Annotated in this window: 24 protein-coding genes and 1 tRNA gene; 6 read left to right on the top strand and 19 right to left on the bottom strand. The window is 35.2% G+C overall.

From position 1 onward, the window contains the following. Window positions 1-48: 48 nt before the first annotated feature. The 3 genes from F1Z66_RS14310 to argH all read right to left on the bottom strand — a co-directional run bounded on the left by F1Z66_RS14310 (window position 49) and on the right by argH (window position 2,635). On the bottom strand, window positions 49-699 hold the full coding sequence (locus F1Z66_RS14310) for a hypothetical protein (protein ID WP_149864303.1): 651 nt from the start codon (window positions 697-699) through the stop codon (window positions 49-51). A gap of 32 nt (window positions 700-731) precedes the next feature. After that, window positions 732-1,055: a DNA-binding protein gene (locus tag F1Z66_RS14305; RefSeq protein WP_149864302.1), complete on the bottom strand. Its 324-nt coding sequence runs from the start codon at window positions 1,053-1,055 to the stop codon at window positions 732-734. Window positions 1,056-1,129: 74 nt separating this feature from the next. Continuing rightward, a complete protein-coding gene (argH, locus tag F1Z66_RS14300; protein ID WP_159357659.1) occupies window positions 1,130-2,635 on the bottom strand; it encodes an argininosuccinate lyase in 1,506 nt (501 codons plus the stop codon). Between the two features lie 112 nt (window positions 2,636-2,747). Here argH and F1Z66_RS14295 point away from each other — a divergent pair, with 112 nt between their 5' ends. Beyond that, on the top strand, window positions 2,748-3,095 hold the full coding sequence (locus F1Z66_RS14295) for a metal-sulfur cluster assembly factor (protein ID WP_149864300.1): 348 nt from the start codon (window positions 2,748-2,750) through the stop codon (window positions 3,093-3,095). 43 nt (window positions 3,096-3,138) lie between these two features. Here the strand turns inward: F1Z66_RS14295 and F1Z66_RS14290 are convergent, their stop codons facing one another. The 6 genes from F1Z66_RS14290 to F1Z66_RS14265 all read right to left on the bottom strand — a co-directional run bounded on the left by F1Z66_RS14290 (window position 3,139) and on the right by F1Z66_RS14265 (window position 7,798). Further along, window positions 3,139-3,915 carry a succinate dehydrogenase/fumarate reductase iron-sulfur subunit gene (locus F1Z66_RS14290; RefSeq protein WP_149864299.1) on the bottom strand — a complete coding sequence of 259 codons (777 nt, stop codon included), beginning with the start codon at window positions 3,913-3,915 and terminating at the stop codon, window positions 3,139-3,141. A gap of 121 nt (window positions 3,916-4,036) precedes the next feature. Continuing rightward, the gene (locus F1Z66_RS14285) at window positions 4,037-4,390 is read right to left on the bottom strand and encodes a succinate dehydrogenase (RefSeq protein WP_230207584.1); all 354 of its coding nucleotides are present in this window, start codon (window positions 4,388-4,390) and stop codon (window positions 4,037-4,039) included. Between the two features lie 60 nt (window positions 4,391-4,450). Then, complete coding sequence (locus F1Z66_RS14280; protein WP_149864314.1) at window positions 4,451-4,882, bottom strand: succinate dehydrogenase; 432 nt, start codon at window positions 4,880-4,882, stop codon at window positions 4,451-4,453. Between the two features lie 63 nt (window positions 4,883-4,945). Next, window positions 4,946-6,664 carry a succinate dehydrogenase/fumarate reductase flavoprotein subunit gene (locus F1Z66_RS14275; RefSeq protein WP_149864298.1) on the bottom strand — a complete coding sequence of 573 codons (1,719 nt, stop codon included), beginning with the start codon at window positions 6,662-6,664 and terminating at the stop codon, window positions 4,946-4,948. A 183-nt stretch (window positions 6,665-6,847) separates the two neighbouring features. Beyond that, window positions 6,848-7,267, bottom strand: a complete 420-nt coding sequence (gene trxA, locus F1Z66_RS14270) for a thioredoxin (protein WP_230207582.1) — start codon at window positions 7,265-7,267, stop codon at window positions 6,848-6,850. A gap of 87 nt (window positions 7,268-7,354) precedes the next feature. After that, window positions 7,355-7,798, bottom strand: a complete 444-nt coding sequence (locus F1Z66_RS14265; protein ID WP_149864296.1) for an archease — start codon at window positions 7,796-7,798, stop codon at window positions 7,355-7,357. A 76-nt stretch (window positions 7,799-7,874) separates the two neighbouring features. On the opposite strand from F1Z66_RS14265, the gene hisS reads away from it, so the two are divergent. After that, window positions 7,875-9,194 (top strand): histidine--tRNA ligase, encoded by a 1,320-nt coding sequence (hisS, locus tag F1Z66_RS14260; protein WP_149864295.1) that lies wholly within the window; start codon window positions 7,875-7,877, stop codon window positions 9,192-9,194. 48 nt (window positions 9,195-9,242) lie between these two features. Here the strand turns inward: hisS and F1Z66_RS14255 are convergent, their stop codons facing one another. The 7 genes from F1Z66_RS14255 to F1Z66_RS14225 form a co-directional block, all read right to left on the bottom strand. Continuing rightward, on the bottom strand, window positions 9,243-9,503 hold the full coding sequence (locus F1Z66_RS14255) for a hypothetical protein (protein ID WP_149864294.1): 261 nt from the start codon (window positions 9,501-9,503) through the stop codon (window positions 9,243-9,245). A gap of 63 nt (window positions 9,504-9,566) precedes the next feature. Continuing rightward, window positions 9,567-11,351: a translation initiation factor IF-2 gene (gene infB / locus F1Z66_RS14250; RefSeq protein ID WP_230207581.1), complete on the bottom strand. Its 1,785-nt coding sequence runs from the start codon at window positions 11,349-11,351 to the stop codon at window positions 9,567-9,569. Next, window positions 11,352-11,756 (bottom strand): nucleoside-diphosphate kinase, encoded by a 405-nt coding sequence (ndk, locus tag F1Z66_RS14245; protein ID WP_149864293.1) that lies wholly within the window; start codon window positions 11,754-11,756, stop codon window positions 11,352-11,354. 1 nt (window position 11,757) lies between these two features. Then, a complete protein-coding gene (locus tag F1Z66_RS14240) occupies window positions 11,758-11,970 on the bottom strand; it encodes a 50S ribosomal protein L24e (RefSeq protein ID WP_201448661.1) in 213 nt (70 codons plus the stop codon). A 36-nt stretch (window positions 11,971-12,006) separates the two neighbouring features. Then, complete coding sequence (locus tag F1Z66_RS14235; protein ID WP_134484477.1) at window positions 12,007-12,219, bottom strand: 30S ribosomal protein S28e; 213 nt, start codon at window positions 12,217-12,219, stop codon at window positions 12,007-12,009. Window positions 12,220-12,237: 18 nt separating this feature from the next. After that, a complete protein-coding gene (rpl7ae, locus tag F1Z66_RS14230; RefSeq protein WP_149864292.1) occupies window positions 12,238-12,618 on the bottom strand; it encodes a 50S ribosomal protein L7Ae in 381 nt (126 codons plus the stop codon). A gap of 75 nt (window positions 12,619-12,693) precedes the next feature. Continuing rightward, window positions 12,694-14,118: a phosphoglucosamine mutase gene (locus tag F1Z66_RS14225; RefSeq protein WP_230207580.1), complete on the bottom strand. Its 1,425-nt coding sequence runs from the start codon at window positions 14,116-14,118 to the stop codon at window positions 12,694-12,696. 167 nt (window positions 14,119-14,285) lie between these two features. Between F1Z66_RS14225 and F1Z66_RS14220 the strand changes: the two genes are divergently transcribed. Together F1Z66_RS14220 and F1Z66_RS14215 are read left to right on the top strand one after the other, a co-directional pair. Beyond that, window positions 14,286-14,406, top strand: a tRNA-OTHER gene (locus tag F1Z66_RS14220). Between the two features lie 168 nt (window positions 14,407-14,574). After that, on the top strand, window positions 14,575-14,766 hold the full coding sequence (locus tag F1Z66_RS14215) for a hypothetical protein (RefSeq protein WP_149864290.1): 192 nt from the start codon (window positions 14,575-14,577) through the stop codon (window positions 14,764-14,766). Window positions 14,767-14,796: 30 nt separating this feature from the next. Here F1Z66_RS14215 and F1Z66_RS14210 read toward each other — a convergent pair whose 3' ends face one another. Then, entirely contained in the window at window positions 14,797-15,420 is a 624-nt protein-coding gene (locus F1Z66_RS14210) for a KEOPS complex kinase/ATPase Bud32 (RefSeq protein ID WP_149864289.1), read from the bottom strand. Window positions 15,421-15,457: 37 nt separating this feature from the next. Here F1Z66_RS14210 and F1Z66_RS14205 point away from each other — a divergent pair, with 37 nt between their 5' ends. Continuing rightward, on the top strand, window positions 15,458-15,802 hold the full coding sequence (locus F1Z66_RS14205; RefSeq protein ID WP_149864288.1) for a hypothetical protein: 345 nt from the start codon (window positions 15,458-15,460) through the stop codon (window positions 15,800-15,802). Between the two features lie 7 nt (window positions 15,803-15,809). Here the strand turns inward: F1Z66_RS14205 and kae1 are convergent, their stop codons facing one another. Then, window positions 15,810-16,835, bottom strand: a complete 1,026-nt coding sequence (kae1, locus tag F1Z66_RS14200) for a KEOPS complex N(6)-L-threonylcarbamoyladenine synthase Kae1 (protein ID WP_149864311.1) — start codon at window positions 16,833-16,835, stop codon at window positions 15,810-15,812. Between the two features lie 2 nt (window positions 16,836-16,837). Next, window positions 16,838-18,037, bottom strand: a complete 1,200-nt coding sequence (locus F1Z66_RS14195; RefSeq protein WP_149864310.1) for a redox-regulated ATPase YchF — start codon at window positions 18,035-18,037, stop codon at window positions 16,838-16,840. A 115-nt stretch (window positions 18,038-18,152) separates the two neighbouring features. On the opposite strand from F1Z66_RS14195, the gene F1Z66_RS14190 reads away from it, so the two are divergent. Next, window positions 18,153-19,538: a hypothetical protein gene (locus F1Z66_RS14190; protein WP_149864287.1), complete on the top strand. Its 1,386-nt coding sequence runs from the start codon at window positions 18,153-18,155 to the stop codon at window positions 19,536-19,538. The last annotated feature ends 146 nt before the right edge of the window (window positions 19,539-19,684 follow it).

The raw sequence follows: 19,684 nt of genomic DNA, 5'->3' as shown, positions 1-19,684 counted from the left end.
TTGCAAGTTTTTTACTTGTATAAAAGTGTTAAATTTATGTTAAACTATTTAGATGAATCCATTTTTTGGAAACTTCATTCCCATTACCCGTATGGTTTCATCCTTAGATATCGAAAAATTTTTAATAGTTTCCCAATTTTTCATGATTACTTCTCCAACTTTTGGAGAAACAAAATCAAGCCAATTAAAAGTATTATTCTGAGAATCATTTGATGAATCCAAATCATTTTGTCGGATAACTGAATTGTATAACAGATTCTTTACGTTAGTAGAAGAAATAATTTGCCTATTGGCTTTAATCGGATTAAACCCAAAAAGAGACAACAAAATCCGTTCAGCCCTATCACCTGTGTAAGTAATATAAGAGTTTTCTTTAATATTAAAAATTATCTTGTCTTTTAATCTTTTAAATGCAGGTGAGATAAAAGGTGGAAAATATTGCACGTATGGTGAACGGAATGCATAATCTCCTATTACATGAATATTCTCATTATAATCGAAAGATTCGAGTATCATTTGTTTTCGAATTTCATACGAGAAAGGAAAGCTTCGGGTATTAATTTCCACATCATTTTTTAGAAATCTTACAGGAAAAACATAGACGCTATAATTTTGTAAAAGGTTACGTATAATAGCCTCGTGCGAGATAGTGAGCGGATTAACATGTGCTAAAAATATTGCTGCAGTTTTTCTTTCCATTGCACAAGGAACAAAAATTAATACTAAAATATTTAAGAATTTCTTTTTATCTCTATTTCTATAGTTGAAACGTTTCGAGTCCTGCCATCCTCGGCCTGTACCGTCTCGGATCCGATCCTAATGTCCCCAACAGCATAACCAGCATTTTCCATCCGCTTTAAGATTATTTGAGAAACATCCACTGCTCTGCCAATACTCAAACCACGCGCCTTAATTGTAACAGAAGGTTGATTTGCTAACTGTATAAGTGTTGAAGTAACGTATGCCATTAATGGTTTTTTTCCGATATAAATTGCATCTCTTGTGGGAGCATTATCTCTATTTTGTTGGTTGGGTTGTGATTGTACTTCTGACATCAGTAAATATAATTCTAGAGGATAATTTAAATCTAAGATTTTCTTGTATAAAGAAATTATCTGTTATTAAAATGTTATGGAGACCCTTGATCAATAATGCGTTTTATCCTATTAACAAGGTTATTTTGCATTTTGGTTAAATCCTGAATACGATGTTCAAGTTCACTTTCATATTTATCCAATACACTTTTCAAGTAAGAAATCATGAATGCCTGTTCATTTTTATTTGGTGAACCTTTTGTGCGACGCAATTTAATAGAGGTTTCAGGAGTAATTGATTGAATTGTTTTATAGATTTTTTCTGAAGTCAAAATAGGATGAGAAAAATCAATGTTTTTCAATACAATTGCAATATCATCAACAGATAATGCATTCATTGGAATATTTCCTCTTGTCGAAGCTGATTCCACCAAGGCACCTATCACCTTATGTGCAACGCGAAAAGAGATATCACCGTCTCTAATTAACTGTTCGGCGATATCAAGTGCTATAGCATAACTTTTGGATGAGGAGTTGTAGGCAGCTTTTTTATCAACATATAGTGTAGAAACAATTCTCTCCATTATTTTGATAGAATCTCGTAATGTAGATGAAGTTTTCCATAATAGCGGTTTTAACTCCTGTAAATCACGACTATATCCAGATGGCAAGCCTTTCATTATAGAAGAGATCGAAACAAAATCCCCTTGTATAGTTGCAGTTTTACCTCGAATCAGTTCTAAGGGATCTGGATTTTTCTTTTGTGGCATGGCAGAAGATGAAGAACTATACTTGTCGTCAAGAACAATAAACCCAAATTCTGAGGTAGACCATAGGATAAAATCCTCTGACATTCTACAAAGGTCAAGCATAGTATTTAAACAGATAGATACGAATTCGATTAAGAAGTCACGAGAGCTGGTTGCATCTACGCTATTGTAGACTATGCCTGAAAATCCAAGCATAGTAGCAACCTTTTCTCTATCAATATCCATACTGCTCCCACCTATTGCACATGCCCCTAGAGGAGAAGCATTAATTCTCGTAAAAGCATCGTAATATCTTTCAAAATTTCTAATTAGAGAGTAACAATAAGACAACATGTATTGAGATAAAACGCCCAGCTGTGCCTGTTGAAGATGTGTATACATCGGCATGATAGTATCAACATTTTCCTCAGCTACTCTGACTAAGGACCTCGCCAGTCTAAGAATCTCCGTACAAATACTATTTACGTCGTCTCGAAGTTTCATTCTTATATCTAATACTACCTGATCGTTGCGAGACCTTGCAGTATGCATTTTGCCGCCAGAGTCGATACCTGTTATTCTAATAATGGCTGATTCTATCATTTCGTGAATATCTTCAGACGAATTTATACCAGGTCTATTTAATTGCTCGGGATTTGATACTAACTGATTTAGTCCTATGAGAATATCTACAACTTCTTTTTGTGTTAAAATATGGGATTCAAACAGCATTATTACATGTGCTTGACTCCCCAAGATATCGTAAAAGAATAGATCTACATCGTCATCCATAGAAGACAAAAATGATAAAGCATCAGAGTCCAAATTGCCAACAGGGCGTGATCTATACACTTGTAGAATCTAGATAAAGGCACTATTTAATATAATATATTAACAAATATGAAATAAAAATATCATATCCACAAATAATTATTAAATAGGAAAGATGACAATATGATCTATCATGTCTCAGGATGTGCAATTAACCAGACGACAAATATTTGATGAACTTACAAAAATAGTTGATCCAGAAATCGGTGTATCTATAATGGAGTTAGAGTTAATAGATAAAGTAGACATAGAAAAAGGAAAAGTTAACATAGACTTGCATCTTACAAGCCCATTTTGTCCTGCAGTATTCGGTTTTAAGATTGCTCAGGATGTACGCGACAACATTTTCAAGGTAGACGGAATCGAAGATGTCAAAGTAAACGTCAGTAATCATTTCATGGCTGAAGCTATAAACAAGCAAGTAAATGAAAGTAAAAAACCTTCTTCAACATCCGAATCTACTATTGATGAGGAAAAATAGTTTCATATTTCTAGGTTATACAATCAAAAGATAGTTCCTAAAACTATTCTTCCTTTGTTCGCACCCTGGCTATTTTTTTGTCGTGTTTTGAAACACCCATCAAATGGCCTTTTAATAGTTGAATTCCCAGAGCAGGGTCTACGCCCTTTGGACATACATTACTACAAGACCCAGCAAAATGACATCGCCAAATTCCATGTCTTTCATCAATAATTTTAAAGCGTTTTTTTTCGCCGTCATCTCTATTATCAGCCATGTACCTGTAAGCCTGAGAAAGGGCTTGAGGACCAGGGAATTTCGCATCAGTAGCCACAGTGGGACACGCCGAATAACATAACCCACACTTTATACAATAAGAAAACTGGAGGTATTTGTCCACTTCTTCAGGAGTTTGCTTAAATTCAACCAAATCATCATTGTTTGATACTTCGGTAGGTACATTTTCATTATGTACATACGGTTCAATTTTCTTGTGATGTGCAAAGAATTGTGAAAAGTCAGTTACCAAGTCCCTTATTCGAGGAAAATTAGCCAAGGGTTCACATACTATTGTGTGACTATTTAACTCCGAAATCTTGGTATAGCAAGCTAGTCTTGGCTTTCCGTTAATTTTCATTCCACAGGAACCACAGGATGCCATTCTACATGAATAGCGTATTGCTATACTGCTATCTGAATAAGCTTTGGCGTCTAATAGTGCATCTAAAACAGTGGTCCAACGTTTAACGGCAATATCATATTCATCAAATCGAGGTGAATAATCATTACTGTAATTGGTCCTATAAACACGTAATTTAATTTTGTTTTGTTCTTCGCTCATTCGTATTAATCACTTTCTAAACCAAAAATATTCTTGTATTTGATCAAATTCTCTAACTAAATAAGGCATTTGACAAACACTTTGCTTCATGATAGTACAAGTATCAGAATTATTGCTCAACTTATAACCCACTCCCCACAATAATAGTCCTTGTTCCATATGCAATGATACCTATCATTGCTGCCAGGACCAATATAGTCATTATGGATTCCCATCGATCAGATTGTTTCAGCTCCAGTAATATAATTCTCAGTCCATTGAAACCGTGAATAGAAACAAAAATCAAAATCAACTCCAATAATACGACATAGTATATATTGTGATAATTAGCTATTACATTCTGATATTCTAAGCTCTGTCCAAATGGCATTACTACTCTAAATAGTATATGGATTGCTACAAAAAACACAGCACATATTCCTGTCAAATAATGAATCTTCATTATTTGACTTTCGCGTAACTTTAACAACGTCATTTTAAAAGACGTTCTCCTCATGATCTCTTTTAAAAATATAATTATCCACCTTGATCAAATTCAACTCGCATCTCCAAACATTACCAATCCACCGTAAAACATTGCGATTGCAGCCAATAGCAAAGCGACCCAAATACCAGACTTTTGTTTATAATTCAAAGAAGTAGCATCATAGGGATAGTCTGGTCGGCCAGGTTTGCCCAAACCCAACCCGGATTCAGTAAAGATGAGTCTAATCCCATTTACTGTGTGAAATGTGCTTGCTCCAATTACCAGCATCAGAAAAATATGGCCACCGGTAGTCTGAGTTAGTTCTAACATACTATTCCAGGCATCTATACCATTAACTAGAGAACTGGTCTCGTAAACATGGCCAATAAAGTACAATAACAAACCAACACCGGTCAAACGCTGTAGCCAGTATGATACCCTTTCCCACCCATATCTGGTAGGATTTAGCCAACCTCTTAAGCCTTCCCGACCATTATCCATCTTAGCTTTAGCATTATAGGTATTAAAATCGGAACTCTTATCTCCTTCAGACTCTAATCCCATTTAATATTTCCTCTCCACTGGTGCATACCTCGTGAAAACAACAGGATGCCATCCCATCCTTGGTCCTTTATCACCATCATAATAAGCTAGAGTATGTTTTAAAAAGTTATTATCATCACGTACAGGATAATCAATTCGAGAATGAGCACCTCTAGATTCACGCCTATTTAATGCACCCATTAATACCACTTCTGCGACTCTAAGCATAGAATCAATTTCCATCACATTTATAAAATTAGTGTTATATTCTTTCGCTTGATCATTTACATGTTTCCAAGATAACTCCTTAAGACTGCGAATTTTTCTTAAGCCCTCTGCAAGATCGTTCTCATTTCTATATACATAAGCTTTCGCGTCCATAGTATCGGTCATGGTCTTCTTGATTTCATAGGGATTTACATCACCTCGTCCTCGGAAGATTCCATCATAGATTCTTTTTTCTTCCAGAAGATATTGCTGATTGTCAATATTTATTGAACTATTCTTCTTTTTTTGTGCATAACTGGCAGCTAATTCGCCAGTTATAGTACCCCATACAAGACATTCAGAGGTAGAATTAGCACCTAATCTATTTGCTCCATGGGTGCTATTGCAAGACGCCTCGCCTGCGACCCATAGGCCATTAAACTCGGTTGCCCCATTCAGATTAGAATGAATACCACCCATCATGTAATGACATACAGGTCGTACCTCAATAGGTTCGTTTATTACATCAACTCCTGAAAACTTTATTCCAATTTCTCGAATGCCTGCGAGTTTTTCCTTGATCCTTTCTTCTCCTAAATGAGTGAGATCTAGTTTAAGACAATCGACTCCGGTGATATGTTTGAATCCTCTTCCATTTTGAATTTCAGTAATCATAGAGCGAGATACAACATCTCTGGGTGCAAGTTCTAATTTTTCACCGGCATACTTTTTCATGAAGCGTTCTCCATCTGAATTGATCAGGTATCCACCTTCTCCTCGCGCGCCTTCCGTAATCAAAATTCCCGATGGCAAAATACCAGTTGGATGAAATTGCACAAATTCCATATCCTTCAAAGCTATTCCAGCTCTAAATGCCATATCCAAACCATCAGGAGTTGATGAATATGCATAGGTAGAAAAACTAAAAATTCTTCCGGCTCCTCCTGTACAAATAATTCCTGCAGGGGCAACTATATTGTAAAAATCACCACTTTTCATTTCTATACAAGTGAATCCCTGAAAATTATTTCCCTCATGAAGAATAGAAGTGCAAAACCATTCATTAAAGAATGATATATTGTCAAATTTAAGACAGGTATCATAAAGTGTCTGCATCTCATAAAATCCAACCTTGTCTTGAGCATAGGTAGCCCTTGGAAATGAATAACCTCCAAATTTCCTCTGATCGATTCGCCCATTTTCACGTCTAGACCAAGGCATACCCCATCTATCCAGCTGGATAATTTCTTTGGGGATAGAATTTACAAGTCTTTCAGCTACATCCTGATCTGCTAGAAAATCACTTCCCTTTATAGTATCATATATATGAGATTCTAAATTGTCGCCTTCGTTATCATATAATACAGCAGCAGTACCACCTTCGGCGGATACGGAATGAGAACGCATTACCTGAACTTTGGATAGCACGGCAATTTTCAGATCTTTGTGTTTTGATGCGGCAGCAATAGCGGCTCTAAGTCCCGCCAAACCAGAGCCTACTATAAGTATATCATATGACAGCGTCTCTGTCAAGTATATTGCCTCACAAAATAACTAATTCCAATCAATAATAAATTCTTTCTAATGATCAATTACAAATCCTTTAATAAATTGTTATTAATTATCAAATCTTATTACAATTGTATAAATATAAAAAATTCACTTTCAAAGTCATAATTAACTAGAGAGCCTCGTGACTTTAGTTCACCATATAATTTATCCAGAATTCTTTTGTAACAACGCATCAAGACCTTTTTCCCCCACTGCTCCAACAGCTCTATCAACTGCACTACCATCAACAAACATTACAAAAGTAGGAATAGCATAAACTTCAAGGCGCATGGCTATATTCTGATTATCATCGACGTTTAATCTACCAAACTTGATCTTGCCGACATATTTTTTTGACAGCTTATCGAAAATTGGCAACATAAACTGGCATGGACCACACCATGTTGCCCAAAAATCGACCAAAACAACCTTGTTATTAGACAGAAAGGATTCAAAATTAGACTCCGATAATTCAGTAATAGCATTAGAAGTAGTGGATCCCGATTCGCTTGTCATTTTTACGGATAATTTATATCTATGATTGCTATATAAGACTTTAGGGATTTTTACACTAGCTTTGGACACATTATTTTGCTGGTTTCCTCTGCACTTAACTCATCATAATGCCAGGTGAATTTGAATTTGAAATCAAGAATTAATTGAAGATATACCTTAAAGGTCTACAATAAATTCAACTATTATCTGATTTTGGTCCACATCTTCAAAAATTTTCATTTCATGATATGTAATACCTTTGATTTCAACTTTTAGTTCATGTTTTGAAGAATCAATCTCCTCTCCTTCTCCATATCCTTTGATTTCATATTGACAATTTTTATCATCATAGATTATTTTGATCTCAAATTCAGATAAGATTATTCTGTCTATTAGCATTAAAAGCAATACTTTGTCTAACCAATCAAACAAAAGATTTTCTAACTCTTTTCCTTCTGCAGATATGCTTATTCGTTTTTTAGCCTCTATGTGATGGATGTCATACATAGTATTTACTAGGCCTTTTCCAGCGAGTTCAAAAACTTCTTTTAAAGTGCTCGCTTTTACACGTAGGTAAGCATCTGTCATATGGTCAAGGTATTCAATATCCTCAAGAGACATAAAGTAACTTAAAATAAATAGATATTATAAGGAACCGGAAAATCTAAATTAAAAACCCAATGATTTCAGCTTAATAATGAAATTTTTGTTGCCAAGAGGAATGAGGGATGTGGAACCGGCCGAATTTGAAAACATTAACTTTATAAGAAATACATTTATTGAGTCTGCAAAAATTTTTAATTTCTTGGTAATGGAACCATCCCCATTAGAATTATTGACGACATTGGAGGCAAAATCAGGGCCTTTGATCATAAATGAAATCTATAATTTTACTGATAAGGGAGGACGAGATGTAGCACTTAGATTTGATTTAACTATCGGTCTGACAAGATATTTTTCATCAAGGAGAGACCTGAAACTTCCAGCCAAATTTGCTTCATTCGGTGGTGTTTGGAGATATGATGAACCTCAGGCAGGAAGATATAGATTTTTCCATCAATGGGATATTGAAGTTTACGGACCCTCATCCACAGAGTCTGATGCAGAAATATTAGAATTTACATCTGTATTTCTGGACAAACTTGGGTTGAAAAACATCATAATTGAGATCAACAGTAGAACCTTAATAGAAGAGTACATTAAAAAGGTCCTCAAGGTCTCTGACAAGAATAAAATTTTTGAAGTTTTTAGAGCCATTGATAAAATCCCTAAAAAAGGAAAAGATGCGATCATATCAGAATATCAGGACAAGATCGGTGCAGATATACTAGATAAAGTCATTGAATTTGCAAACAACAAAGGGTCTTTTGATGAAGTTGATAAATTAGTAAAACCATATGACCTTCAGTCTTGGATAGAAATAGAAAGAATCATCACATCTCTTACGAACCGAGGAATAGGCAATGTCAACATTAACTTAGGAATTGTAAGAGGCTTGGACTATTATTCAGGAGTGGTTTTTGAAGCAGTCGACACAAAGAATAATTTCGGTGCAATAGTAGGCGGTGGTCGTTATAATAGTCTCACAGAAACTTTTGGAAGAAAGGATATAGGAGCTACAGGAGCTGCGGGAGGCGTTGAACGAATTATTTTAGCCATGAAAAATCAGGGATTGATTTTGCACAAGAACAACAATAATAATGCCAAAGATAAAAATTTGAATTTCATTGTTTTTGATTCTGAAGAATTATTCACTTTTGTTGAACAAACTGCAGCACGTTTAAGAAGAATGAATGTTCCTATTGAATATGACTTTCTAAAACGATCATTCTCAAAACAAATTAATGATGCAGAGGTGAAAGGTTATGAAAATATCATAATTGTCAAGAGGGAAGAATATGAAAAAGATGGAAAGATTACAATAAAAAATACAACTCATAATATGACAGCAAAGATCAAGATTTCTGAAGAGCTTGATAAATTAATCATAAATAGCATTAAGAAAATATCAGGCTAAGGACCTATAGTCTTTGTTAATTAAATTGAAGTAGCTTTTGATGATATTCTAAAGTTTTATAGATTTAATGCTTTTCATTTTCACAAATCCACTCGGTGTTTTAGCATATACTTTTCTCAATATTAAATCTGGGGGATCATAGCTAATATATAAATCACCCTCTTCGAGTTCTTGTACATTGTAGTTTATCTCAATCATTTCTCTAGGTACATCATTTTCTGCTAATCGAAGTTTAGCTTTTTCTATCAATTCAGTATCAGAGGTATTGGGGGCAAAGTAGATTTTTCCAATGATATTGAAATCCGTCATGAAGTTTGTTTAATTTTAAATTCAACGCAATATAAATGCCCAATTGTTGGACTAATGAATGTTTTAAATATATCCAAACGCAGGATCTATCTTTCTTCTCATACTGACAATAAAATCAAGTATTTTTTTCTCCTCATCATCCAATCTACCATTAAATCTATTTAAAAGCAGTTTTGCTTGACGACTATCTAGATACGTATAAAAAACATCTCCTTCGTTAATTTGTCGTCCAATTTGTGGACCATTTACTGACACAGCTACCTGCATTCCACGAGTTGCTTCTTCTATTGATTTGCCTTTATCTTGAATTTGATGTATTACCCCAACTTTTTTTCCTTCAGAATTCATAATTGACATCTTTTGTTTCATTCGACCAATAAGGATCTCGGACCCAAATACTGCAGGATCACTACGTCTAAAAATATATCCTTTCATAAATTCAAACTTACAAATGGGAGAAATTTCATTAAATAATATAGAATCCTCATGATTTTTTTGATAAGACACCCAGTCAGTATAACTTCTCACTAGATTGTATATTACATCATCGTTGAATATTTTGACTTCTCTTTCTAATGACTCTTTTTCTGCGTCCTCAAGAATCTTTACGTTAAAGCCCAATATCACTCCCAAGTATCTATCCTTTTCTCTAACAGCGGAAGCAGTCATTACATCTTTCCTACTAATTTGACCAATGTCGGCAGATCGGATTGGTATGTTTTCCTTTTTTAACATTTCAGAAATGGCTTCTATTGAACCAATGGTATCACACCGTAGTATGACACCATTAGAATCTACATTGATGATTGCAGATCTTACTTCGGATTCAACTAAATTTTTTAAACGAGATTCATCAGAAGACGATGAAAGCCCGTATAAGGGACTGCCTGCAATTACCCCGTCCAAATCAGGAGATGTTATTTTTAATCCAGCTGCCGAAATTACAGAATCCACGTGCCGAAACTTGTCTCGAGGATCGTGCATTTCATCAAGGGGTTTTGGAAGCAAAAGAGATTTTATCTTAGTCACAATAACGGAATCACGTTTTGCAACTACCACGGAATCGCCTTGATTTATTATGCCATCTAGCAATATCACATTTGCAGATGGCCCTAAACCAACCTCTTCGTTTACTTCAAGAATAATTCCTTTGGCTGAACCTTCATGTCTTTCCAACTTCTTCACCATAAACTGTTGAGTCAATCCCACCAATACGGTCAGAAGCTCTGGAATCCCGACACCACTTGATGCGCTTACAGGTACTAATGCAACTTCTTTAGTAAAATCTTTAACGCGCCAAAAAGCTTCGGAACTAAACCCCAATTGGGAAAGCGAACCTAAAATACTATAAATCTTGTTGTCGAGATCACTTTCTACCTCCCTAGGTTGAATTTTAATTTCTTCAGTAATGAAATTTGAAGTACCTTTCTTCCATCCAGTAATTCGGTCAACTTTGTTTATTGCTACTACGAAGGGAACCTTTCTATTTTTCAAAATATTTACACTTTCGATCGTTTGGGGTTCAAATCCTTTATTTACATCTACCACAACTATTGCAATGTCTGCCGCCGATCCTCCTCGCAAACGCAAATTAGCAAATACCTCGTGACCAGGGGTATCAATAACTAATAAACCAGGAATAGAATTATCATGGGAGGAGAGCTTTTTAAACAGCGGCCCGGTCAAACTTTGAATAACTTCAATAGGAAAAAAACTTGCGCCTATGTGTTGAGTTATGCCTCCAGCTTCTCTTGATTGAACGAATGTACCTCTTATCTTATCCAATAATGAAGTCTTACCAGAGTCTACATGACCTAAAACTACCACTACGGGTTGACGTAGATGCACTTACGAGAATACTACCGATGACTCTTTTATGAAGCTTTCATGTGAATCGGAAGCATGTATTATATTATCTGTTATTCCTAACCCAAAATCACCTCTAATTGTTCCTGGAGAAGCATCGAATGATTTAGTAAGACCAATCATTATCCTAACTGTACTGATTGCATTATTACCCTCGAGAATGCATGCAACAACAGTTCCCGATCCTATAAATGACACCAATTCGTTAAAAAAAGGTTTTGTCTTGTGTACAGAATAAAATTCTTGCGCCTTTTCGTTTGAAAAATCATAGGTTTTCAATTGACGAATGTCGAATCCTTTCTCCTCAAACCTTTGTAGAATCTTTCCCACCAATTTTCTCTTGAAAGCGTCTGGTTTTATTAAGATCAAGGTTTGTTCGTGAGCCATTTTACTTTTGTTTCCTTATTCCACCTTTGATATACTTATCAGTCCATTTAAACAAACGTGGATCCCGTTTTAGTTCTCGCAGATTCTTTTTACATTTGGAAGAACAAGTCCATTGTACCGATCCATCGTTCTTAACAAGCATAATACCTTTTCCAGTATCGACACGCTTACCACAGAAAAAACAATTCCTCAAAGAAGCGATATTTTTACTCACTATCTAACCACCTACGATTACTCCATATTTTAAGCATTACTTTATCTTTCTTGCCTCTCGTTCTGTCTCTCGAAGCATCAAAATATCATTCATTCTTACAGGGCCTTTTACGTTTCTGGTTAGAATCCTGCCTTTGTCTTTTCCCTCAGATATTCTTACACGGACTTGGATCACTTCTCCTGCGATCCCCGTCCGTCCTACAATTTGTATTACCTCAGCAGGGATAACCTTTTCTTCAGTCTTGCTCATTTAATAAAATACACCGCATTAATCTGACTTGGTTTTTAGACTCTCTATGGTATTTGTAATTTGGTCTAAAATTTGCTGAGATTCACCAGCATCAATAATGGTAGCTGCTGCAGATCCTACATCAATTCCCAATGCTGTACCTAATTCTTTCTTGCTAGGAACAAATACGTATTTTGAAGAGCGTTCATCGCATAAAATTGGTAAATGTGCTACTACTTCTGGTGGTTCAACATCCTCTGCAATCACAACGAGTTTGCTAATACCTCTTTCTATTGCTTTGGTAGTTTCATTTGTTCCTTTTCTGACCCTCCCACTTTGCTTTGCTAACCTAACTGCTTCATACACTGCGTTGACTAAATCCTTTGGTATTTCGAATTTTACATAATATGGCTTACTCATAATTTACTATCACCCATTGGGATCATTTCCACTCTATCATATGAGAAAAAAGAGTATTAAAAATGTTATTATATATCAATTAGAGTAAATGGTTTTTTTGATTAAAGTTTGATACTCCTTTACTTTAGAATCCATTAAACTCTTGTCGTTTGATTCGGCATAAATTCGAATAAGTGGTTCTGTCCCACTTGGTCTAAACATAATCCATGAATCAGAATCGAACCAGATTTTTATACCATCAATTTTTTCAATTTTTTTTACGGATCCATGTTCTTCACATATCTCCAAAACTTTATGGATATCTTCTTCGCTAGACAAATTAAAGCTAGATTTGTACTGATAAGTTTTATCTAATAAAGAATAAGCATTGGAAAGACTTCCTTGGAATTTTTCTGAGGCATCGTGGATGTCACTATATATTGTAAACCTTCGCTGTCTCAAATAGCTGAGTAATTCCAACATCAATGCAGTTGTAATTGCACCATCCCGAACGAAGTTCAATGGTCCATAAAAGAAACCACCATTTTCTTCAAAACCAAGTAATGATCCAGTCTTCTTCATTCCATATGTTACTTCAACACTTCCTACTTTTGTAAAATGTACTTTTTTTCTTAACAATTCTGCAATTTTTGAAATAACAAACGAGGAATTAATGGGACATACGATAGAAGAATCAATTTTTTTATTGGATATCGAATGATAAAACAAAAGCGAACCAGTTTTGTCACCCCAATGTATAATTCCTTTTTCGTCACAGAATATGCTTCTGTCACCGTCACCATCATAAGCTACACCCAAGTCATATTCATTCTCTCGAACTAACGTCGTTAGGCTTTCCAAATTATCCATTTTTGGTTCTGATCCTCTAGCAGAAAAAGCAGGATCCAAAGTGCCATTAATTACCAGCACTTCACACTCTAATTTTCGCGCAATAACGGGAGCGACTAGTGACTGTACCCCATTACCACAGTCCATAACTATTCTAATCTTCGATTTTTTTATAAGATCAACGTCTACAAAGCCAAGTACGGCATCAATATATTGATCCAAGATATTCAAATCTATAGAATTTCCTATTCTATCAAATTGTTCCTTTTCAAAGGATTTAGAGTGATATATATCCTCAATTTTGATTTCATCATTTCTCGAAAGCTCAATTCCGATATTTGAAACGGGTTTTAAGCCATTGTATTCTTTGGGGTTATGAGAAGCTGTTATCATTATCCCACCAGATACAGGCAAGTTTTTTACAGCATACTGCAAACACGGGGTTGGAGTCAGGCCCATTTTATATACAGTCATCCCCATAGACATCAATACAGCAGATACGATTTTTGAAGTAGATAAACTAGAAGAGCGACCATCATTTCCTAATATAATTGGCCCCCTTCCAAAAAAACATCCAATTGAATATGCAATATCTATCAGAAATTCGATGGATAAATCTTGCCCGAAAATTCCTCTTATCCCATTTGTCCCAAATAGTCTTTTAGATTCCAATTGTCTACTTATATAATAATAAAGACTAATTATAATTTGTGCACTAGACATATCGAAGAGTGGATTATCATCAAGAAATTATGATGCGAAGATTAGTCGACATATTCAGAAATTATTCATTCTCAGTGACAATAGATAAATTTGGCCATTATCAACATTAATGTAATGCGGGGGTTGCCAAGCCCGGTCAACGGCGCAGGACTTCACGTGCGATGCTTAGAAAGAGCTTGGAAGTTTCCTATAACCCTGTTCCTTAGGGATTCGTGGGTTCGAATCCCACTCCCCGCATTCTTATAATTAAATGGTATAGCCACTATCCATCATTTATTCAATTATTTCTTCTGAAAAGCTTAAATAACATTCTGAATTTATGAAACAAGTTGATAGATCCACATAGTTGGGAAACACGTTTTAATTATTATCAAGAATTTTTATGCTACCACAGAGGATAGATTTATGAGGCAGCAGCAGAAGAGACTACAAAAACCAAGAGCTGAAAAACAAACAAAGGAGTTTGACTACAACAAACCAATTTCAAAGTGTAATGTTTGTTATACTTTGTGCGGCTGGCATTGTTATGAATGTAGTATTGATTTTTGTCAAGACCATTTCATTCTACATAAGGAAAGAGGATTGTGTAAAAAGTAAAAGATTAACATTCCAAAAAATTAAATGTATTCAAAAAACTGATCTAGAATATCGCCCTCTTTTTTCAATCTCTTTAATAGTATTAATAATCTTTGGCGCTTTGTCATATACCTCGTAATATCCAATGCAAAAATTATGAAAAGATTCTTCAAATTCATCGGCGATAGTACTAATCAAAATCTCCTTAAATAGCCTCAGATCAGCAGCCTTATCTTCATATCGCTCGGAAAAAAAGGAAAGTCCAAAATCAATTAGACTTATTTGACTATTGCTTGAAACTATAAAGTTAGACGTAGTTATATCACCGTGAATTATATTATTCAGATGGAGTGATCCAATTATTTTTCCAACAGTAATGAAATGGTTAGGTAAACAATCATCCTTTAATGTCTTTCCTGGAATTCTTTCCATAATGATTTCAAAATTATGGGCATCAATAAAGTAAATAAAAGGTGTATTAATTCCTAAAAATTTTGCATGAGATAGAAGGGTAGCCTCGTGTATAGTTCTTTGCTTTCTTAAATAGACATCTATAGCATCGTGACGATACTTTTTAGGAACACGAATTTTTGAAATTGCGATCACTCCATACCAATCAATAAGATATAATTCAGATTCAGCTCCTCTTTTCAATAGTTCCTTTTCCGGGTCCAATAGATAGTTTTAGTAGGATCTACTGACTTTAAAAATTATGGATAATACATCACATTCATCAGAAAAAGAAAAGGGAATTCTATTTGAGGATTGTTCAGAAGACAAATTAAAGAATGGAATCCTCACTTTGACAAATAAGAAACTTGCTTTTGAAAAAACAAAGGGTCGAATTGCAACATTATCTAAGGAGTTACTAGGCGAAAAACTAGAGTTTGAGTTCAGAGAAATATCCACCGCAAGATCCGAAGGAAGGATTATTAAAAAGCTGGTTATTGAAATGACCGATAGTGATATCGTCTATAAGTTTGGGGTTATGAATCCAAATAGATGGGCAAAAGAGATTAACCTGCAAAAAGAGATTAATATGAAAAACAATATGTGAGCCATAGTTACCTCCAAGGGATAAATACACTATCTAATCTCCAAGATTGATCAACAATTGCATTTTCAGGTTTTATTCCAAAAGAGGGATCACTAAAATACATTTGAGCTCCAGTCCACGCAATCTGAGCACCATTATCCCCACAATATCTCAAAGGGCATGAATTAAAAGAACAATTATGTGATTTGCAAGCGATTTGGAGCATATCTGATAGTCTCTTGTTTGCCGATACGCCTCCAACGATGAGAAACTCTTTATTTTCAGTAAAAGCCAATGCACGTTCTACAGCCTCCACGATTATTGCAAAGGCGGTTTCTTGCAGTGAAAAACATATATCTGAAATATTGATACTGTTTTTTTCAAGTAATTTTTTTACTGAACTTAGTAATCCCGAGAAGGATACGTCGTTGCCTTTTATAATATATGGTAATGAATATAAGACATTACGATTCGAAAGGTTAGCCATATCCTCGATTTTATTTCCACATGGAGATGCAAAACCAATTTTTCTTCCAACTTGATCAAACAGCTGTCCTAAAGTGATATCGAGGGTTTCTCCGAACACTCTCCATTTATTTTTATGATATACAAGCAGCATAGTATGGCCACCAGAGACTAAAAGTGTAAGAGGATTGTCCAAATTGCAAAGTTTAATTCCAAGTTCTAAATGTCCCAATGCATGATTCACAGGCACTAGAGGTTTATCATGGTAAGACGCAAGTGCCCTAGATATAACCGCACCTATTCTTAGGCACGGTCCCAGGCCAGGACCCGCAGAGTAAGAGATGACATCGATATCTTTAATGTCGACTTTTGATTCTTTTAAGCATTCTTTTAGTATTCTAGAGGCAACCATAGCATGGTGTTTGGAAGCATCTCTTGGATGTATCCCCCAACCGGCTGACGCCTTGTAAATATCTCGAATTTCAGACAAGATAAACTCATTGCCTGAAGTATGTCTGTCATCGCGACAGTGTTTGATGATAGAACATCCAAAGGTATGTGCGGTGCTTTCGATCCCCAAGGACAACATTTTCATTTCCTTCCAGCAGTGGACACAATTTTAATAATATCGTTATTATGTAGGGTGTGATCAGCACCTATTCTCTGTTTAGTACGTACATCAATCGCATAAAGAAAACCCTTTCCCAAATCGTTGTGGATTAAGTAAGCCAAATCTCTTGCATTTGTTTGACCTGAAATAAGCCTAGCATCAGGCAGAACATTTCCATTCTTATCAGCCAGTTTATATTCATCTTCTACAGGGTAAACCACAATTTTGTGGAGGTCTTGGAAGCATGCATGGTTTAATACTTGCTGGATACCAGTGGAACCAAATTTAGTTAATACCCTTGACACAACATTCAAAGCCTCCGTTTGGACCGATGACAAATTCTGAGTATGTCTAATTTCGAAAGTGGAATCACCTGGAAGATAGTATATTAAGTTTTTAGAATTGGCTTTTTTCAGTAATAATTCAGCTTCACACACCGTTGGGATAAAAGATCGCTTAAGTTTTTTTAATTTTTCAATGTTACCGTCAGCAGTTGGAAGATCAGCTTTATTTGCGGCTATAACTATAGGTTTTGACTGAATACGAATTTGTTTGCTTAAAATGAGTAAGTCATCTTGTGTCCAATCTACTACATTCTTTCTTAGTCCAATAATCTCTAATGACTTTCGAATTAGTTGTTCATCAATAGATAATCCAGATAGCCTTGTAGCTATCACTGTTTCCATTTTTAGCTTTAAATTTTCACTTTCCCTAATTATCTTGTCCCAATCTCTCAGAATAAGTGATCGAATCCACATATCAAACTCCTGTTCAACAAATGTGATATCATTCAGAGGATTACCCTGACCTGGATTAACGGGTCTGCCTTCTTCGTCAGTAGACCCTGATATATCCACCACATGAATTAAGACATCAGCTTGTCGCGCATTATCCAAGAATTTATTTCCCAATCCTCTTCCTTTGTGTGCTCCAGGAACTAATCCTGCCACATCTATTAGTTTTACTGGGATGAATCTTACTCCATTTATACATTGAGAATTAATAGGATTATCCAAAACTCCTAATTCTTTACATACACAATTTACTCTCACGTAGGCAAATCCCACGTTTGCATCTATTGTTGTAAATGGAAAGTTAGCTAGCGGTACAGAGGAATCTGTGGCTGCATTAAAAAAAGTTGATTTTCCAACATTTGCCTTGCCTAGCAAGCCAATGATCAATAGAAAATAGATTACCTTGGATTGAAATATATATTTTATTAGATCAAGTCCGAACAAAGTAACTGTAAATATCAAAATATTTATCGTTCCAAATACAAAGCAACCTTGGGGCTTAATGGGGGGTATTATTGCATTATGCATAACAAGTGACAGTAATAATATTAATGCGGAGAAATCAATTTATCAAGTTTTCCGTGGAATGCAATTACTCCAACATCGAGGCAAGGCTTATTGGAAAATCAGTTCAGGAAAATTTGAGGTGAACAGTTTTGGATCATTACCGTCTTTTGAAATTATACAAAAGTTCATCGCTAAGCAACAAAATAATCCTATGAATGCAATAGTGGGTCATTTATCTAAAAAAAAGCCAACTTCAAGGGGTTCAATTAGAGTTAATTTTGCACTGGATGGGTTTTTCATCGATCTTGATAAGTTGTTGACACACCCTTTAATGAAAAGGAACAACTTTGAGCCTTTTGACCAAATCCATCACATTTTCAAAGAATTACTACTTGTGAGGAAAGATGCTTATAAGGCAGCTGAATTTCTAGACAGACACTTGAGGGGCAACTATGTGGTAAATATAAACAAAGAAGTTTATATATTTAGAAATAGCACAGGCTTTAAGCCACTTTTTATAGGCGAAGATAATAATCAAGGTATTTATCTCGTTACCTCAGAAAATTACATTGGAAGTTTCTATCCCTATTTAAAAATTAGGGAAATAAATCCAGGGCAATTAGTCCGACTCGATCCCAATCATGGGACAGATACTCTAACTCAGTTAGATAAGAATAGAATATTGATGGATCCTTTTGAATTCATACGAGAATCCCACGTTTCTAGTACATTCAATGATAAAAGCATTTATTCCATAAGGAAGAACATAGGAAAGGTTCAGGCACAACATCTTTCGAATAAAATTTATGATACTAATGTTATTCTTGCTGAGCCTGATTATACACGACCCATGGCATTAGGTTTAAACCAAGGATTTAAAACTCATGAAAAAAGAACTGAAATAGTAGAGGGAATAATAAAAGACAGATATGACGATTCTGATCCTATGATAGATTATTCTGAACAAGTAAGCAAGAACAAGTTATTATCCAATGGTAAAACACTCAAGTTTGTAATCGAACCCATAACAAAGAGGAAAAAAATTCTGTCAATACAAGGTACGATTCAAACTGGAGGAACAGTAGTTGAAACTGTTTATTATCTCAAGAAAACTGGCGTTAGTAAAATACAAGTCATAGTAAGCTATGTACCAACAATTGACGGTCGACAAGTCGGGTTATACACACAACAGAAGGATCTTATTAGTAGGAAGTATATTGGCAAGATATCCTTTATAGACGAAATGAATGCAAAGATCGCCTCCGAACTCAAAGTAGACGCTGTTTTTTATAATTCCCCAGAAATCTTAGCGAAAGGAATCGGTGTCCATGAGAGTCAATTATGGTTCCCTGAATGGATACGCTTTTTAGAATATAGATAGGCAATAGCATAGAACAGCCCTGTTCATCAATCGCAGTCTACAAATAATATTTTCTATCTCTCTTGTGAAGACTAGAAACAAAGCACACTCTCAGAATATATTTACTATCATTTTTGTATTTGTATCCTCTTAGTATTATCTTTGAG

Origin of the sequence: Candidatus Nitrosocosmicus agrestis (assembly GCF_008389435.1) — an archaeon.
In the GTDB taxonomy this organism is placed as follows: domain Archaea; phylum Thermoproteota; class Nitrososphaeria; order Nitrososphaerales; family Nitrososphaeraceae; genus Nitrosocosmicus; species Nitrosocosmicus agrestis.
This window is presented reverse-complemented; position numbering and strand designations above follow the sequence as displayed.

Coding starts and splice junctions, on each gene's coding strand:
- F1Z66_RS14310 (WP_149864303.1), bottom strand. CDS start 699: ATGGAAAGAAAAACTGCAGCAATATTTTTAGCACATGTTAATCCGCTC.
- F1Z66_RS14305 (WP_149864302.1), bottom strand. CDS start 1,055: ATGTCAGAAGTACAATCACAACCCAACCAACAAAATAGAGATAATGCT.
- F1Z66_RS14295 (WP_149864300.1), top strand. CDS start 2,748: ATGTCTCAGGATGTGCAATTAACCAGACGACAAATATTTGATGAACTT.
- F1Z66_RS14290 (WP_149864299.1), bottom strand. CDS start 3,915: ATGAGCGAAGAACAAAACAAAATTAAATTACGTGTTTATAGGACCAAT.
- F1Z66_RS14285 (WP_230207584.1), bottom strand. CDS start 4,390: ATGACGTTGTTAAAGTTACGCGAAAGTCAAATAATGAAGATTCATTAT.
- F1Z66_RS14280 (WP_149864314.1), bottom strand. CDS start 4,882: ATGGATAATGGTCGGGAAGGCTTAAGAGGTTGGCTAAATCCTACCAGA.
- F1Z66_RS14265 (WP_149864296.1), bottom strand. CDS start 7,798: ATGTCTCTTGAGGATATTGAATACCTTGACCATATGACAGATGCTTAC.
- hisS (WP_149864295.1), top strand. CDS start 7,875: ATGAAATTTTTGTTGCCAAGAGGAATGAGGGATGTGGAACCGGCCGAA.
- F1Z66_RS14255 (WP_149864294.1), bottom strand. CDS start 9,503: ATGACGGATTTCAATATCATTGGAAAAATCTACTTTGCCCCCAATACC.
- ndk (WP_149864293.1), bottom strand. CDS start 11,756: ATGGCTCACGAACAAACCTTGATCTTAATAAAACCAGACGCTTTCAAG.
- F1Z66_RS14235 (WP_134484477.1), bottom strand. CDS start 12,219: ATGAGCAAGACTGAAGAAAAGGTTATCCCTGCTGAGGTAATACAAATT.
- rpl7ae (WP_149864292.1), bottom strand. CDS start 12,618: ATGAGTAAGCCATATTATGTAAAATTCGAAATACCAAAGGATTTAGTC.
- F1Z66_RS14215 (WP_149864290.1), top strand. CDS start 14,575: ATGAGGCAGCAGCAGAAGAGACTACAAAAACCAAGAGCTGAAAAACAA.
- F1Z66_RS14205 (WP_149864288.1), top strand. CDS start 15,458: ATGGATAATACATCACATTCATCAGAAAAAGAAAAGGGAATTCTATTT.
- kae1 (WP_149864311.1), bottom strand. CDS start 16,835: ATGTTGTCCTTGGGGATCGAAAGCACCGCACATACCTTTGGATGTTCT.
- F1Z66_RS14190 (WP_149864287.1), top strand. CDS start 18,153: ATGGGGGGTATTATTGCATTATGCATAACAAGTGACAGTAATAATATT.